Origin of the sequence: Streptomyces sp. NPDC058534 (genome assembly GCF_042717365.1) — a bacterium.
Lineage (GTDB): Bacteria > Actinomycetota > Actinomycetes > Streptomycetales > Streptomycetaceae > Streptomyces.
The window spans coordinates 70,062-84,113 of sequence record NZ_JBHXNW010000001.1 but is presented as its reverse complement, the minus strand read 5'-3'; the positions used below and the strand labels follow the sequence as shown (position 1 = coordinate 84,113).

10 protein-coding genes are annotated in these 14,052 nt (G+C 72.9%); 1 reads left to right on the top strand and 9 read right to left on the bottom strand.

The window, feature by feature from the left end:
- Positions 1-34: 34 nt before the first annotated feature.
- The 3 genes from ACFWR9_RS00335 to lepA form a co-directional block, all read right to left on the bottom strand.
- Positions 35-2,041, bottom strand: coding sequence for a SpoIIE family protein phosphatase (locus ACFWR9_RS00335; RefSeq protein WP_383833138.1), 2,007 nt, complete (start codon positions 2,039-2,041; stop codon positions 35-37).
- Between the two features lie 215 nt (positions 2,042-2,256).
- On the bottom strand, positions 2,257-4,134 hold the full coding sequence (locus ACFWR9_RS00330) for an AMP-dependent synthetase/ligase (protein ID WP_383833135.1): 1,878 nt from the start codon (positions 4,132-4,134) through the stop codon (positions 2,257-2,259).
- Positions 4,135-4,424: 290 nt separating this feature from the next.
- The gene (gene lepA / locus ACFWR9_RS00325) at positions 4,425-6,293 is read right to left on the bottom strand and encodes a translation elongation factor 4 (protein WP_383833132.1); all 1,869 of its coding nucleotides are present in this window, start codon (positions 6,291-6,293) and stop codon (positions 4,425-4,427) included.
- A gap of 274 nt (positions 6,294-6,567) precedes the next feature.
- Here lepA and rpsT point away from each other — a divergent pair, with 274 nt between their 5' ends.
- Complete coding sequence (gene rpsT, locus ACFWR9_RS00320; RefSeq protein ID WP_383833129.1) at positions 6,568-6,834, top strand: 30S ribosomal protein S20; 267 nt, start codon at positions 6,568-6,570, stop codon at positions 6,832-6,834.
- A gap of 259 nt (positions 6,835-7,093) precedes the next feature.
- On the opposite strand, the gene holA is transcribed toward rpsT, so the two are convergent.
- The 6 genes from holA to ACFWR9_RS00290 all read right to left on the bottom strand — a co-directional run bounded on the left by holA (position 7,094) and on the right by ACFWR9_RS00290 (position 13,953).
- Positions 7,094-8,083, bottom strand: coding sequence for a DNA polymerase III subunit delta (gene holA, locus ACFWR9_RS00315; protein ID WP_383833126.1), 990 nt, complete (start codon positions 8,081-8,083; stop codon positions 7,094-7,096).
- Positions 8,084-8,165: 82 nt separating this feature from the next.
- On the bottom strand, positions 8,166-8,411 hold the full coding sequence (locus tag ACFWR9_RS00310; RefSeq protein WP_234954578.1) for a hypothetical protein: 246 nt from the start codon (positions 8,409-8,411) through the stop codon (positions 8,166-8,168).
- Between the two features lie 79 nt (positions 8,412-8,490).
- Positions 8,491-9,372 (bottom strand): YceI family protein, encoded by an 882-nt coding sequence (locus ACFWR9_RS00305; RefSeq protein ID WP_383833122.1) that lies wholly within the window; start codon positions 9,370-9,372, stop codon positions 8,491-8,493.
- 87 nt (positions 9,373-9,459) lie between these two features.
- Positions 9,460-10,296 carry an arylamine N-acetyltransferase gene (locus tag ACFWR9_RS00300; protein WP_383833119.1) on the bottom strand — a complete coding sequence of 279 codons (837 nt, stop codon included), beginning with the start codon at positions 10,294-10,296 and terminating at the stop codon, positions 9,460-9,462.
- Positions 10,297-10,300: 4 nt separating this feature from the next.
- Entirely contained in the window at positions 10,301-12,910 is a 2,610-nt protein-coding gene (locus ACFWR9_RS00295) for a ComEC/Rec2 family competence protein (RefSeq protein ID WP_383833117.1), read from the bottom strand.
- Positions 12,907-13,953 carry a helix-hairpin-helix domain-containing protein gene (locus ACFWR9_RS00290; RefSeq protein WP_383833114.1) on the bottom strand — a complete coding sequence of 349 codons (1,047 nt, stop codon included), beginning with the start codon at positions 13,951-13,953 and terminating at the stop codon, positions 12,907-12,909. Before ACFWR9_RS00290 ends, ACFWR9_RS00295 begins: the two co-directional genes overlap by 4 nt.
- Between the last annotated feature and the right edge of the window lie 99 nt (positions 13,954-14,052).

Here is a 14,052-nt window from a genome sequence, read left to right as displayed (position 1 = left end):
GTCCCGCACCCGCGCCTGTCCCCCGCCCGCGCGCTCACTCCGCCTGGAGCACCAGCAGCGCCAGGTCGTCCTCCGGGGGCCGGGGCCCGAACTCGTGCACCAGCCGCCGGATGCGCTCGGCGACCAGCCCGGCGTCCAGCCCCGCGCACCCGGCGAGCGCCGCGGCGAGCCCGTCCCCGTCGTCGAACTGGCGGGAGCCGCTGCGCCGCTCGGTGACCCCGTCCGTGACGCACAGCAGGGTGTCGCCGGACCGCAGCTCGAAGGTATCGCTGGCGTACGTGGCGTCCTCGACGACTCCGAGCAGGGTCTGCGGCGCGGCGACCGCGCACACCGCGCCGTCGGGTCCGAGGAGCAGCGGCAGCGGATGCCCGGCGGAGGCGAGGGTGCAGCGGACGCCGCCGTCGAAGGGCTCCAGTTCGCCGTAGAGCAGGGACAGGAAGCGGGTCTGCGGTCCGTCGCCCGGGGCAACCGGTGGTCCGCCGACGGCCACCAGGGCGCGGGCGGCGGCGTCCGCGGCCTCGGTGGCGTCGTCGAGGAGGAGCTGGTTGAGGCGGTCGAGGACGTCGGGGACGCCGTACTGCTCGCGGGCGAGCAGCCGCAGCCAGGGCCGGGCGAGGCCGATGACGACGGCGGCCTCGGGGCCCTTGCCCTGGACGTCGCCGACGGCGAAGCACCAGCGGCCGTCGCCGGCCGGGAAGAGGTCGTAGAAGTCGCCGCTGGGGCCGCCCTTGTCGCACGGCTCGTAGACGAGGGCGCTGCGCACGCCGGGGATCTCGGCGACGGCGCCGGGCAGCAGACCGCGCTGGAGGACCGCGCTGATGGTGGCCTGGCGCGCGTACTGGCGGGCGGCGCCGATGGCGAGTGCCACCCGGCGGCTGAGGTCCTCGACCAGGCCGGTGATCTCGTCGGGGAAGCCCGCGGGGCCGGCCCGTCCGATGACCAGGGTGCCCAGCGGCCTGCCGCCGGCGACCAGGCGGTAGGCGAGCGCGGCGCCCTGCGTGCCGAGCGCCTCGCCGGGCCAGGGGTGGCCGACGGGACCGGAGCGCCAAGGGTCGCGGGCGCGGGGCGGGTCCTTCTCCAGGGCCCGGCGGAGTTCGTCGATGTGGCCTTCGCCGGCGTGCCACACGCGGGCCAGCCGGGCGCCCACGGCCGTGCCGGGGTCGTCGCTCCAGGCGCCCCGGCCCAGGGACTCGTCCTCCAGCCAGACGCCGCACCAGTCGGCGAGCCGCGGCACGACGAGCTGTCCGGTGAGGGAGGCGACCAGGTCCTCGTCGAGCTGCCCGGCCAGGAGGTCGGAGGCCTCGGCGAGGAAGGAGAGCGCGCCGCGCCCCAGCCACTCCCGGTCGCGCAGACCGCGCAGGCTGGTGCCGGGGGCGGTATCCGCGGCGTCCGGGCTCTCCCGGCCCTCGTCCGGGGCGTGCGGGCCGCCGACGCGCTCCTCCCACCGGTGCGCGTCGGGCGACGTCCCGTTCCTCCCGGCGTACACCTCGATCTGCTCGGCGGTCACGGGGTCGCTCCCGGCTTCGGCCGCCGCCTCCGTGCCCGCGGCCGGGAGCCGGGCCCACACCGTCTTGGTGCCCGGGCGGTACGTGATGCCCCATGCCTCCGAGAGCGCGGCGACCAGCCGCAGACCGCGCCCGTACTCGGAGGGGTCGTGCGGTGTCTCGTGGTCGCCGCCCCTCGGCGCGCGGGAGGGGTGGTGGTCCGTGGCCTCGACGACGAGGGTGCCCGTCTCCTCCACCCGGCAGGTGACCTCGACGTCCGTGCCGGCGTGCACGACGGCGTTGGTGACCAGCTCGCTGACCACCACCAGGACGTCGGCGGCGCGGTGCTCGGTCAGCTGTTCCGTGCCGGGCAGGCCGCGCGCCGACCAGTCGGCGAGCGCCGCCCGCACCATCGCACGCGCGGCGCCCGGCGCCAGGGAGCTGCCGAGCAGCGCCACGTGCGCCCGAGCGCACTCCTGGGCGGATGCCTCAGTGGTGTGCGCGGGTGCCCCGCTGGTGCGGGAGGCGGTCTCCCGCTGCGTCGGAATGGCACCCATCGACGTCTCCCCGGACAGTTCGTGCGACGTACTCGCAGTCGATGCCCACAGAGTGACAGACCGGCCCCGTTCATAAGCACGGAGTTACCGAAGTGGGCCGCCATGAGTGAGATCCGTGCTAAGCGGACGCTCGAACACCGCCGGAAAACGGACGGTTCCGAGCATCCGCCACGGAGCAAGGGCACGGAGCGCGGACCGCGCCGCGCCCCGCGCGCTCACGCCTCGCGCGAGCCCTCGTACATCTCCTCGATCAGGTACTTGTACTCCCGCTCCACGACCGGCCGCTTGAGCTTGAGGCTCGGGGTGATCTCACCGTGCTCGACGTCCAGGTCGCGGGGCAGCAGGCGGAACTTCTTGATGGTCTGCCAGCGCTGGAGGCCCTCGTTGAGCTCCTTGACGTAGCCGTCGACCATCTCCACGGTCACGGGCGCCGCGACGATCTCCGCGTACGGCCTGCCCTCCAGGCCGCTCTCCTTGGCCCACTCGGTGATGGCGATCTCGTCGAGGGAGATGAGCGCGGTGCAGAAGTTCCGGTCGGCGCCGTGCACCAGGATGTTGGAGACGTAGGGGCAGACCGCCTTGAACTGGCCCTCGACCTCGGCGGGCGCGATGTACTTGCCGCCGGACGTCTTGATGAGGTCCTTCTTGCGGTCCGTGATCCGCAGGTAGCCGTCGGCGGACAGTTCGCCGATGTCGCCGGTGTGGAACCAGCCGTCGGCCTCCAGCACCTCCGCCGTCTTCTCCGGCAGCTTGTGGTAGCCCTCCATGATGCCGGGGCCGCGCAGCAGGATCTCGCCGTCGTCCGCGATGCGCACCTCCGTGCCGGGCAGCGGCTTGCCGACCGTGCCGGTGCGGTAGGCCTCGCCCGGGTTGACGAAGGACGCGGCGGAGGACTCGGTGAGGCCGTAGCCCTCCAGGATGTGGATGCCGGCGCCGGCGAAGAAGTAGCCGATCTCGGGGGCGAGGGCGGCCGAGCCGGAGACGCAGGCGCGCAGGCGGCCGCCGAAGGCCTCGCGGATCTTGGCGAAGACGAGCTTGTCGGCGACGGCGTGCTTGGTGCGCAGGCCGGCGGGCGCGCTCGCGGTGCCGGTGCGCTTGAAGTTGTCCTGGGTGACCTTGGCGTACTCGCGGGCCACGCCGGCGGCCCACTGGAAGATCTTGTACTTGGCCCCGCCGCCGGCCCGGGCCTTGGCGGCGACGCCGTTGTAGACCTTCTCGAAGATGCGCGGCACGGCCGCCATGTAGGTCGGCTGGACCAGCGGAAGGTTCTCGATGATCTTGTCGACGCGGCCGTCGACGGCGGTGACGTGGCCCACCTCGATCTGGCCGGAGGTCAGCACCTTGCCGAAGACGTGCGCGAGCGGCAGCCACAGGTACTGCACGTCGTCCCCGCTGACCAGGCCGGTCGCGGCGATGGCCTTCGCCATGTACGACCAGCAGTCGTGCGGGAGCCGTACGCCCTTGGGCTTGCCGGTGGTGCCGGAGGTGTAGATGAGGGTGGCGAGCTGGTCCTTGGTGAGCGCGCCGACCCGCTTGGTGACCAGCTCCGGGTCCTTCTCCAGGCGGGCCGCGCCGGTCCGCTCCAGCTCCTCCAGGGTGAGGATCCAGTCCTCGGTGGTGTCCGCGCCGGTCGCGTCGATCACCACGACGTGGGTGAGTTCCGGCAGCTCCGCCCGCTTCTCCCGGGCCTTGGCCAGCTGTGCGGCGTCCTCCGCGATCAGCACGCGGCTCTCGGAGTCGGAGAGGATGTACGCCGACTCGTCGGCGTTGGTCTGCGGATAGACGGTGGTCGTCGCCGCGCCCGCGCACATGATGCCGAGGTCGGCGAGGATCCAGTCCAGCCGGGTGGAGGAGGCCAGCGCCACGCGCTGCTGCGGCTGCACGCCCAGCTCGATCAGGCCGGCCGCGATCGCGTAGACCCGTTCGGCGGCCTGGGACCAGGTCAGCGACTTCCATTGGTCCGGGCCCTCGCCCGAGGCCGGCGGCACCGGGTAGCGGTACGCCTCGGCGTCCGGCGTGGCGGCCACCCGCTCCAGGAAGAGTCCCGCCACGGAGGGCGGACGGTTCTCGATCGTTGTCTGTGTGTCGCTCACGACATCCTCCGTGGGCCCGCGACGGCGCGGCCGGCTCGTGGTGGCCGGCCCAGGTGCGGCTGGTTCAGGTGCGGCTGGTTCACTCTCGGGCGGTTGTTCAGGCGTTGTTTAACTCGCGAGTAACTATGGAGCAGGCATCAGAGTAAAGGGCGACCGGCCCCCGCGTAAGAGTCCGCGCCCTGTCACTTCCTACAGAGGCGCGCCCGTGACATGCGAAGGGACCCGCCGCACTTTCGTACGACGGGCCCCTCTGTGTCTGCTTTGCCCGGCTTCGGCGTGTCGCGGGGCGGTTACTTCTTGCCCTTGCCCGACCCCGCGCTGTCATCGCTGGAGAGGACCGCGATGAAGGCCTCCTGCGGAACCTCCACGGAACCCACCATCTTCATCCGCTTCTTGCCTTCCTTCTGCTTCTCCAGCAGCTTCCGCTTGCGGGAGATGTCACCGCCGTAGCACTTGGCGAGGACGTCCTTGCGGATGGCGCGGATGGTCTCGCGGGCGATCACGCGGGAGCCGATGGCGGCCTGGATGGGCACCTCGAAGGCCTGCCGCGGGATGAGCTCGCGCAGCTTGGCGACGAGCCGCACCCCGTACGCGTACGCGGCGTCCTTGTGGGTGATCGCGGAGAACGCGTCCACCTTGTCGCCGTGCAGCAGGATGTCGACCTTGACCAGGCTGGAGGTCTGCTCGCCGGTGGGCTCGTAGTCCAGCGACGCGTAACCGCGGGTCTTCGACTTCAGCTGGTCGAAGAAGTCGAAGACGATCTCCGCGAGCGGGAGGGAGTAGCGGATCTCCACCCGGTCCTCGGAGAGGTAGTCCATGCCGAGCAGGGTGCCGCGCCGGGTCTGGCACAGCTCCATGATCGAGCCGATGAACTCGGTCGGCGCCAGGATGGTGGCGCGCACGACCGGCTCGTACACCTCGTTGATCTTCCCCTCGGGGAACTCGCTCGGGTTGGTGACGTCGACCTCGGTGCCGTCCTCCAGGATCACGCGGTAGACCACGTTGGGCGCGGTGGCGATCAGGTCGAGCCCGAACTCGCGCTCCAGCCGCTCGCGGATCACGTCGAGGTGCAGCAGGCCGAGGAAGCCGACGCGGAAGCCGAAGCCGAGGGCGGCCGAGGTCTCCGGCTCGTAGACCAGGGCGGCGTCGTTGAGCTGGAGCTTGTCCAGCGCCTCGCGCAGCTCGGGGTAGTCGGAGCCGTCCAGCGGATACAGGCCGGAGAAGACCATCGGCCTGGGGTCCTTGTAGCCGCCGAGCGCCTCCTCGGCGCCCTTGTGCTGGCTGGTGACGGTGTCGCCGACCTTGGACTGGCGGACGTCCTTCACGCCGGTGATCAGGTAACCCACCTCGCCGACGCCGATGCCGTCGGCGGCGAGCATCTCCGGCGAGTTGGTGCCGATCTCCAGCAGCTCGTGCGTGGCGCCGGTGGACATCATCCGGATCCGCTCGCGCTTGTTGAGCTGGCCGTCGATGACACGGACGTACGTGACGACACCGCGGTACGAGTCGTAGACCGAGTCGAAGATCATCGCGCGGGCCGGGGCGTCCTTGACGCCGACCGGGGCGGGGATCTCGGCGACGACCTTGTCGAGCAGCGTGTCGACGCCGAGCCCGGTCTTGGCGGAGACCTTGAGCACGTCGTCGGGGTCGCAGCCGACCAGGTTGGCCAGCTCCTCGGCGAACTTCTCGGGCTGCGCGGCCGGCAGGTCGATCTTGTTCAGCACGGGGATGATCGTGAGGTCGTTCTCCATCGCCAGGTAGAGGTTGGCGAGGGTCTGGGCCTCGATGCCCTGGGCGGCGTCCACGAGGAGGACGGTGCCCTCGCACGCGGCCAGCGACCGCGAGACCTCGTAGGTGAAGTCGACGTGCCCAGGGGTGTCGATCATGTTGAGGATGTGCGTGCTGCTCTTGTCGTGGGTCGGCGCCCACGGCAGTCGCACCGCCTGGGACTTGATCGTGATGCCGCGCTCGCGCTCGATGTCCATGCGGTCGAGGTACTGGGAGCGCATCTGCCGCTGGTCGACCACACCGGTCAGCTGGAGCATCCGGTCGGCGAGCGTGGACTTGCCGTGGTCGATGTGCGCGATGATGCAGAAGTTGCGGATCAGCGCCGGGTCGGTACGGCTCGGCTCGGGCACATGGCTGGGGATCGCGGGCACGCAGGGTCCTGATTCTTGAGGCGTCCGCAGTGTCTGCGGTCTCGGGTCGGATCGATACGTAGCCTCCATCGTCCCACGGGTGGGGACCTGGGATGGGTTTGGGAGGGACTGAGGCCGGGTTGCGGCCGGATTGAGGCCGGGTTTGGGGGCGCTGAGGGCCGCTGGTACTGTGGGGGGCTGTGTCTCATGCCCTCTCAGCGCGAGGCACTCCTTCAAGAAATCATCGGTACGGGGCCTTCGCGGCCTCGTGCCTGAACCTGCAAAGGCTCAATTCGTGGCGAACATCAAGTCCCAGATCAAGCGGAACAAGACCAACGAGAAGGCCCGGCTGCGCAACAAGGCCGTCAAGTCCTCTCTGAAGACCGCGATCCGCAAGGCCCGTGAGGCCGCTGCCGCGGGTGACACGGAGAAGGCCACCGAGTACCAGCGCGTCGCTTCGCGCGAGCTCGACAAGGCCGTCTCGAAGGGCGTCATCCACAAGAACCAGGCCGCCAACAAGAAGTCGGCGCTTGCGACCAAGGTCGGCGCCCTCAAGGGCTGAACCCCTCATCTGGTCTGACCGCCGGGTGGACCCAGAGCGGGCCCTCTCTCATCCGCTCCCGTCCGGCACCCAGGATCCATGCGCGGCCTGCGTTCGCCACGCGGGCATGGATCCGCGAGCTTGATCCGAAGGCCTCGGTGGCCGTCCTTCCCCGGACGGACGCCGGGGCCTTCGGTCTGTCGCTCGCCGGGGCCGTGCCGTGAGCCGGGGCCGTGCCGTGAGCCGGGGCCGTCGGTCTGCCGTTGCCGGTGGGGGCGGACTACGAGCGTCCGCGTGAGCGCGCCGCGCGCGCGATCGTCACCACGGCCTTCTCCAGCGCGTACTCGGGATCCTCACTGGCGCCCTTCACCCCCGCGTCCGCCTCGGCCACCGCACGCAGGGCCACGGAGACCCCGTCCGGTGTCCAGCCGCGCATCTGCTGCCGGACGCGGTCGATCTTCCAGGGGGGCATCCCCAGCTCGCGGGCGAGGTCGGCCGGGCGGCCACCGCGGGCGGAGGAGAGCTTGCCGATGGCCCGCACGCCCTGCGCCAGCGCGCTGGTGATCAGCACCGGCGCGACCCCGGTCGCCAGCGACCAGCGCAGCGCCTCCAGGGCCTCCGCCGCGCGTCCCTCCACGGCCCGGTCGGCGACGGTGAAGCTGGAGGCCTCGGCGCGTCCGGTGTAGTACCGCCCGACCACCGCCTCGTCGATCGTCCCCTCGATGTCGGCGGTCAGCTGCGACACCGCCGAGGCCAGCTCTCTGAGGTCGCTGCCGATCGCGTCGACCAGGGCCTGGCACGCCTCGGGGGTGGCCGACCGCCCGGCGGTACGGAACTCGGAGCGCACGAAGGCCAGCCGGTCCGCGGGCTTGGTCATCTTCGGGCACGCCACCTCGCGCGCGCCCGCCTTGCGGCCGGCGTCCAGGAGGCCCTTGCCCTTGGCGCCGCCCGCGTGCAGCAGGACGAGGGTGATCTCCTCGGCGGGAGAGCCGAGGTAGGCCTTGACGTCCTTGACGGTGTCGGCGGACAGGTCCTGCGCGTTGCGTACGACCACGACCTTGCGCTCGGCGAAGAGCGAGGGGCTGGTGAGCTCGGCGAGGGTGCCGGGCTGCAGCTGGTCGGGGGTCAGGTCGCGTACGTCCGTGTCGGCGTCGGCGGCCCTCGCGGCGGCCACCACCTCCTGCACGGCACGGTCGAGCAGGAGGTCCTCCTGGCCCACGGCAAGGGTCACCGGGGCGAGAGGGTCGTCATTCGCAGTCTTCCTGGCCATCGCGACAAGCATCGCACGCACCACTGACAACGGACCGCCCGCGGCCGGTGCCGGGCTCCGGTGTCCGGCTCCGGTGGCGGGACTACGGCTCCTCGCGCCAGCCCTCCCACTCCCCCGCGAACTCGTCCAGCTCGCCGGGGTCCAGCAGTTCCCGCTCGTCGCACAGGAGGACGAGCCACTGGGCGTCCTCGGCGTCGTCCTCGCCGGCCAGGGCGTCCCTCAGGAGCCGGGGTTCCTCGTCGAGCCCGAACCGCTCCCCGAGCGCCTGGGCCGCCTCCTCCGCCGCGTCGCGGTCGGGCAGCACCAGCACATGTCTCACGTCGCTCACGGGTGCCATTGTCGGACACCGCGCAGCGGGCGGAGCGGCGGGGCGGTCAGCCCTTCGCCACCGTCAACCTCAGGCAGGGTCAGCCCTTGGGCACGGTCTGCACGTCGAGGTCGATGCGGATGCCGGGCCCGACCACGGCGATGCCGCGGGCCAGCATCGTCTGCCAGCTCACCGTGAAGTCGTCACGGTGCAGTTCGGAGGTGGCGCGGCAGGCCGCCCGCGTCTCGCCCTCCATGCCGTTGCCGAGCCCGAGGTACTCGGTGTCCAGCGTGACCGTGCGGGTCACGCCGTGCAGGGTGAGCGCGCCCGTGACGGCCCACCGGTTGCCGCCGCGGTGGGTGAACCGGTCGCTGTAAAACTCCAGCGTCGGAAACCGCCGCACGTCCAGGAAGTCGGCCGAGCGCAGATGGTCGTCGCGCATCCGCACGTTGGTGTCGATGGACGCCGCGTCGATGACCACGTGCATCACCGACCGCTCCATCTCGTCCGCGATCCGCACCGCGCCCGCGAAGGAGTTGAACCGGCCGTGGATCCGGGCGAGTCCGATGTGCCGCGCGGTGAACGCGATCGAGGAGTGCGCCGGTTCGATCTCCCAGTCGCCCGGCGTGGGCAGCTCCGACGGCTGGGCCACCTGGAGGGTCACGTCGCCGAGCGAGGCCAGCGCGTCCTCGGTGACCGTCACGGACGCCCGGTACGGCGTGTAGCCCTCGGCGGAGACGGCGACCCGGTACTCCCCGGCGGGCACCGCCGCCAGGAACGACCCGAAGGGGTCCGTACCGCCGCCGACCACCTTGCGTCCCACGGTGTCGCTGACCGTGAACTGCGCGTTCAGCACCGGCTCGTGGACCGGGTCGAGGGCTCGGCAGCTGAGCACCCCGGCGTCCGGCGGGGTGCGCACAGCAGCCAGGGGACCCGTCCGTTGCATCCGCTTCGTACGGCTTCCCAGCATGCGGCCGATCATCTGCGACACCATCTGCCCGACATCAGAACTAGTTGACGAAGCAACATTCGATCACCGATGGGGCTTTCGAGGCAACACGGGACCACATCACCCGGTATCGGCGTACCGGCGTACCGGAACCCGGTCCAGGCGGATGCCGAAGTGCTCCCGGTACGCCGTGAGTACCTCCTCGTCCGTGCCCAGCTCGCGCTCCTCCCGCTCGCCGTCGGCGGCCGTCGCCGTGAGCCGGCGTCCGCTGAGCGTGATCCTCCCTCCGTCCTCGGTGACCCGGGAGCAGACCGTCGACTGGAGGAAGTGCGACCTGGGCGAGGTGCTGTGCCACCACGCGCCGGACACGAAGTCGTCCAGCGTTCTCGGGCGGGCCTCCACCCGGTACACCGGCCTCCCGTCGCGCAGCACGTCCAGGTCGGCCGCCCGCGCCGTACCCTCTGCCCCGCGCACCCCGGCCGCGTCCGGCCCCGCCTCCACGACCCGGAACGTACCCCCGGGGTCCTCCTGCTCCGCCCGCTCCCCGAGCGCCAGCGGACCGTGGCTGTGCGCCCCGAACCCGACGTCCGCCAGCCAGTCACCCCCGTCCACCGTCCGCACCAGCAGCACCATGTGGTCGTACGGGATCCCGAGCCGGCCCCCGTCCCCGTACACCCGCGCGGCGAGCGTCGTGACCTCGTATCCGAGCGCCGCGAGCAACGCGCCGAACAGACCGTTGAGTTCGTAGCAGAAACCGCCCCTGCGCCCGCCCACCACCTTGTCCAGCAGCCGCGTCTCCTCCAGCACGATCTCCTCGCGCAGATGGACGGAGAGGTTCTCGAACGGCACCGTCCGCAGATGACGCAGGTGCAGTGCGCGCAGCGCGTCGACGGTGGGATCCGCCGGGTACTCGGCTCCCAGCCGGCGGAGGTAGGCATCGACCTGTGCGGAGTCCATGCCCTCAGTCTCCCGCGACCCGCAGCGCCCCGCCCGTGCCCGCGACGGCCAGCGCCCCGTCCCGGTCCGTGCGCAGCACCGTCGCCCCCTGCCCGCGCAGGGCCGCGACCGTCTCCGGGGCCGGATGGCCGTAGGTGTTGTCCGCGCCGCAGCTGATGAGGGCCAGTCGCGGAGCCACCCTCCGTATGAGGTCCGGGTCCTGATGAGCGGACCCGTGATGGGCAACCTTGAGGACGTCGACCCCTTCCAGCGCCGCTGCCGCCGGGGATCGCGCCAGCTCCCGCTGGGCCGGCGGCTCCAGGTCCCCGAGCAGCAGGAGGCGCAGGCCCGCCGTCCGCACCAGGAGGGTGACGCTGGCGTCGTTGGGTCCCTCGGTGCTCGTGGGTGGCATCGTCCGTGGGCCCGTGCCGGACGGCGGCCACACCACCTCCCAGGACAGCCGCCCGGCCCGCCGTCGCTCCCCGGCGGCCGCGTGCCGCAGGGGGATCCGTCGTGCCGCCGCCTGCCTGCGGACGGCCTCGGCCTGGTCCGCGGGCTCTTCGAGGGCGGTCGTCTCGATGGCCCCCACCGAACGCCCCCGCAACACCCCGGGCAGCCCGGCCACGTGGTCGGCGTGGAAGTGGGTCAGCACCACGAGCGGGACGCGGGTGATGCCGAGCGAGCGCAGACAGCGGTCCACCAGCGCCGGATCGGGCCCGGCGTCCACGACCACGCCCGCGCCCTCCCCCGCCGCGAGCACCATGGCGTCGCCCTGTCCCACGTCGCACATCACCATCCGCCAGCCCGGCGGCGGCCATCCCTTGATCACCCGGGTCAGCGGCGGCGGCTGTACCACCGCCAGCACCAGCAGTACCGCGCAGACCCCGCACCACCAGGGATGCCGCAGCAGCCGCCGGCCGACGAGCAGCCCGCCCGCCGTGAGGAGCGCGAGCAGCGCCGCCCCGGCCCAGCTGCCCGGCCAGTCCACTCCCGCGCCGGGCAGCGCGGCCCCGGTGCGGGCGATCCCCGCGATCCAGCCGGCCGGCCAGCCCCCGCACCAGGCCAGCGCCTCGGCCGCCGGCATCGCCATCGGCGCCGTCGCCAGCGCCGCGAACCCCAGCACCGTGGCCGGGGCCACCGCGAACTCCGCCAGGAGATTGCACGGCACCCCCACCAGGCTCACCCGCGCCGACAGCACGGCGACGACCGGCGCGCACACGGCCTGCGCGGCCCCCGCGGCGGCCAGCCCCTCCGCGAGGCGGGGCGGCACCCCGCGCCTCCGTAACGCCGCGCTCCACCGGGGGGCGAGCGTGAGCAGCGCCCCGGTGGCCAGCACGGAGAGCAGGAAGCCGTAACTCCGGGCCAGCCACGGGTCGTACAGCACGAGCAGCAGTACGGCCGTCGCCAGCGCCGGGAGCAGCGATCTGCGGCGTCCGGTGGCCAGGGCGAGCAGGGCGACGGACCCGCAGGCCGCGGCCCGCAGCACGCTCGGGTCGGGCCGGCACACCACGACGAAGCCGAGCGCGAGCGCCCCGCCGAGCAGCGCGGTCGTCCGCAGGGAGAGCCCTAGACGGGGCGCGACTCCCCGGCGCTCACTGCGCTGGGCCAGTCCGGGCGGCCCGAGCAGCAGGGCGAGCACGATCGTGAAGTTGGCCCCGGAGACGGCCAGCGTGTGCGCCAGGTCCGTCTCCTTGAACGCCTCCTCCAGCTCCGGGGTGACGCGCGACGTGTCCCCCACGACGAGCCCGGGCAGCAGCGCCCGGGCGTCCCCCGGCAGACCGTCGGTCGCCTCGCGGAGCCCGGCCCGCAACCGCCCCGCCAGCCGCTGCGCCGCCGACGGACCGGCCACCACCTCGGGCACGGCCCGCCCACCCCGCACCCGCAGCACGGCGGCGACCCGGTCCCCGCTCGTCCTCGGGGGTGCCGTTCGGGCGGTGACGCGGAGCCGGGTGGTCGGCAGGAGCCCCAGCCAGCGCGAGGCCGCGGGTTCGGCACGGGACGGCCGGGCGTCCTCACCCGGGTCCTCCTCCCCCACGTCGACGAGCACGAGCACCGGCGTCCGGGTCGCGACCGCCGTGCCGCCCTCCTCCACGACCCGTCGCACGTCGGCCTCGATCAGCACCGTGGGCGGGGCAGCACGGTTGCCCCGTACCCGCGGCCCAGTGAGGCGGGGGTCGGCGGTGACCTCCACCTCGGCGGTGATGGTGGCGTACTGCCGAGCCGACCCCGGCACGGGCCCCCGGTGCAGGTCCGCGCCGTGCAGCGCGGCGGAGGTGGCGGCCGCGGCGACACAGAGGAGCAGAGCGGCGACGGCGACGGGGGGCCGTCCGCGCGTCGCGCTTCGCCTCCGCGCCCTCCGGAGCAGTACACCGGCCAGGACCAAGGCGCCGGTCACGGTGCCCACGGCCCATCCGGCCGGCGCGTCCAGCATGAGCGCCGCCGTCGCCCAGGCCGCGAGCGCGGGCGGCACCAGCCGTAGGTCCGTGGGCCCCTCCTGGCGGGGGTGGGCCGCGCCGAGCCGGTGACCGGAGGCGGCGTGCACGGCCGCGCGCGGGGGCGCCGTCCGGTCGTGGGGCTCTCTGGAGGGGTCCGTGAGCAACCCCGTGGGCAGATCCGTGGGCAGATCCGTGCTCATGGCCGCACGAGGTCCCGCAGATCGGCGAACCGGCGCTCGCCGATTCCGTTGACCTCTCGCAATTCGTCCACCGACCGGAAACCGCCGCGCTGTGTGCGGTAGTCGATGATGTGCTGGGCGAGCACGGGGCCCACGCCGGGCAGGGTGTCGAGCTGGTCCGGGGTCGCGGTGTTGAGGGAGACCGGTGCCGCAGGCCCTGCCGCGGCGGCCGACCCGCCCCCGGCGGTACCGGCACCGCCGGGGGCGACCCCGGCGACGGGCACGGGAGCGCCCACGACGACCTGCTCGCCGTCCACCAGGAAACGCGCCTGGTTCAGCCCGTCGGTCTTGGCACCGTCCCGCACTCCTCCGGCGGCCCGCAGGGCGTCCGCGACCCGTGAACCGGCCGGAAGACGGTGGATGCCGGGCTTGCGGACCTTCCCGCCGACGTCCACCACGATCTCGGCACCGGCCGTGGGCGCCGCTCCACCGACTCCCTTCCCCTCACCCTTGGCCTTGCTCTCGTCCCGCGCCCCGTACGCCGCCGCCTCCCGCACCACCTCGGGCGCCGCCACGGACTGGGTGCGGCCGGTCCAGAAGTGCTGCACGGCGAAGAGCCCCGCGACGACGAGCAGCACCGTGAGCGCGGCCACGCTGCGCCGCTCCAGCCCGCACCGCGTCTGCAGCCACACCGGCATCCGCTCCCGCAGCGCCTGCCCGGCCCGCTCCTTCCAGGTCGCCCGGACGGCGCCATCGGCCGCGACGGGAAGCGGTGCGTCTCCGTCTCCGCCGTACAACGGCGGCCCCTTCCCCGACTCCGCTCGCAATCCATCGTGCTCGGCATGCCCGGCCCGATCGGCGAACAGCGCCTCCGCCCGCCGCCGCAGTTCCTCCGTGGGCGCGTGCCGGCGTCCGTGCCGGGCGTGGGAGCGGGGCGTGTGGCGGTGGCGGAGCCGCCCGTCGGAGGCCGGTCCGCGACCCGGGCCACTGGACGCGGTCGCCGTGCGTGACGGTGGGCGTGACTGTGAGCGCGTCTGTGAGCGAGAGTGTGATCGAAGTGTCATGCGCCGAGGATCCGACACCTCGCCACACCCGCGACGATCTTGGTCAATTCCCGTGGACTACCCCCGGGTTGTGGAAAACTCCGTCCCCCGAACGGTCGA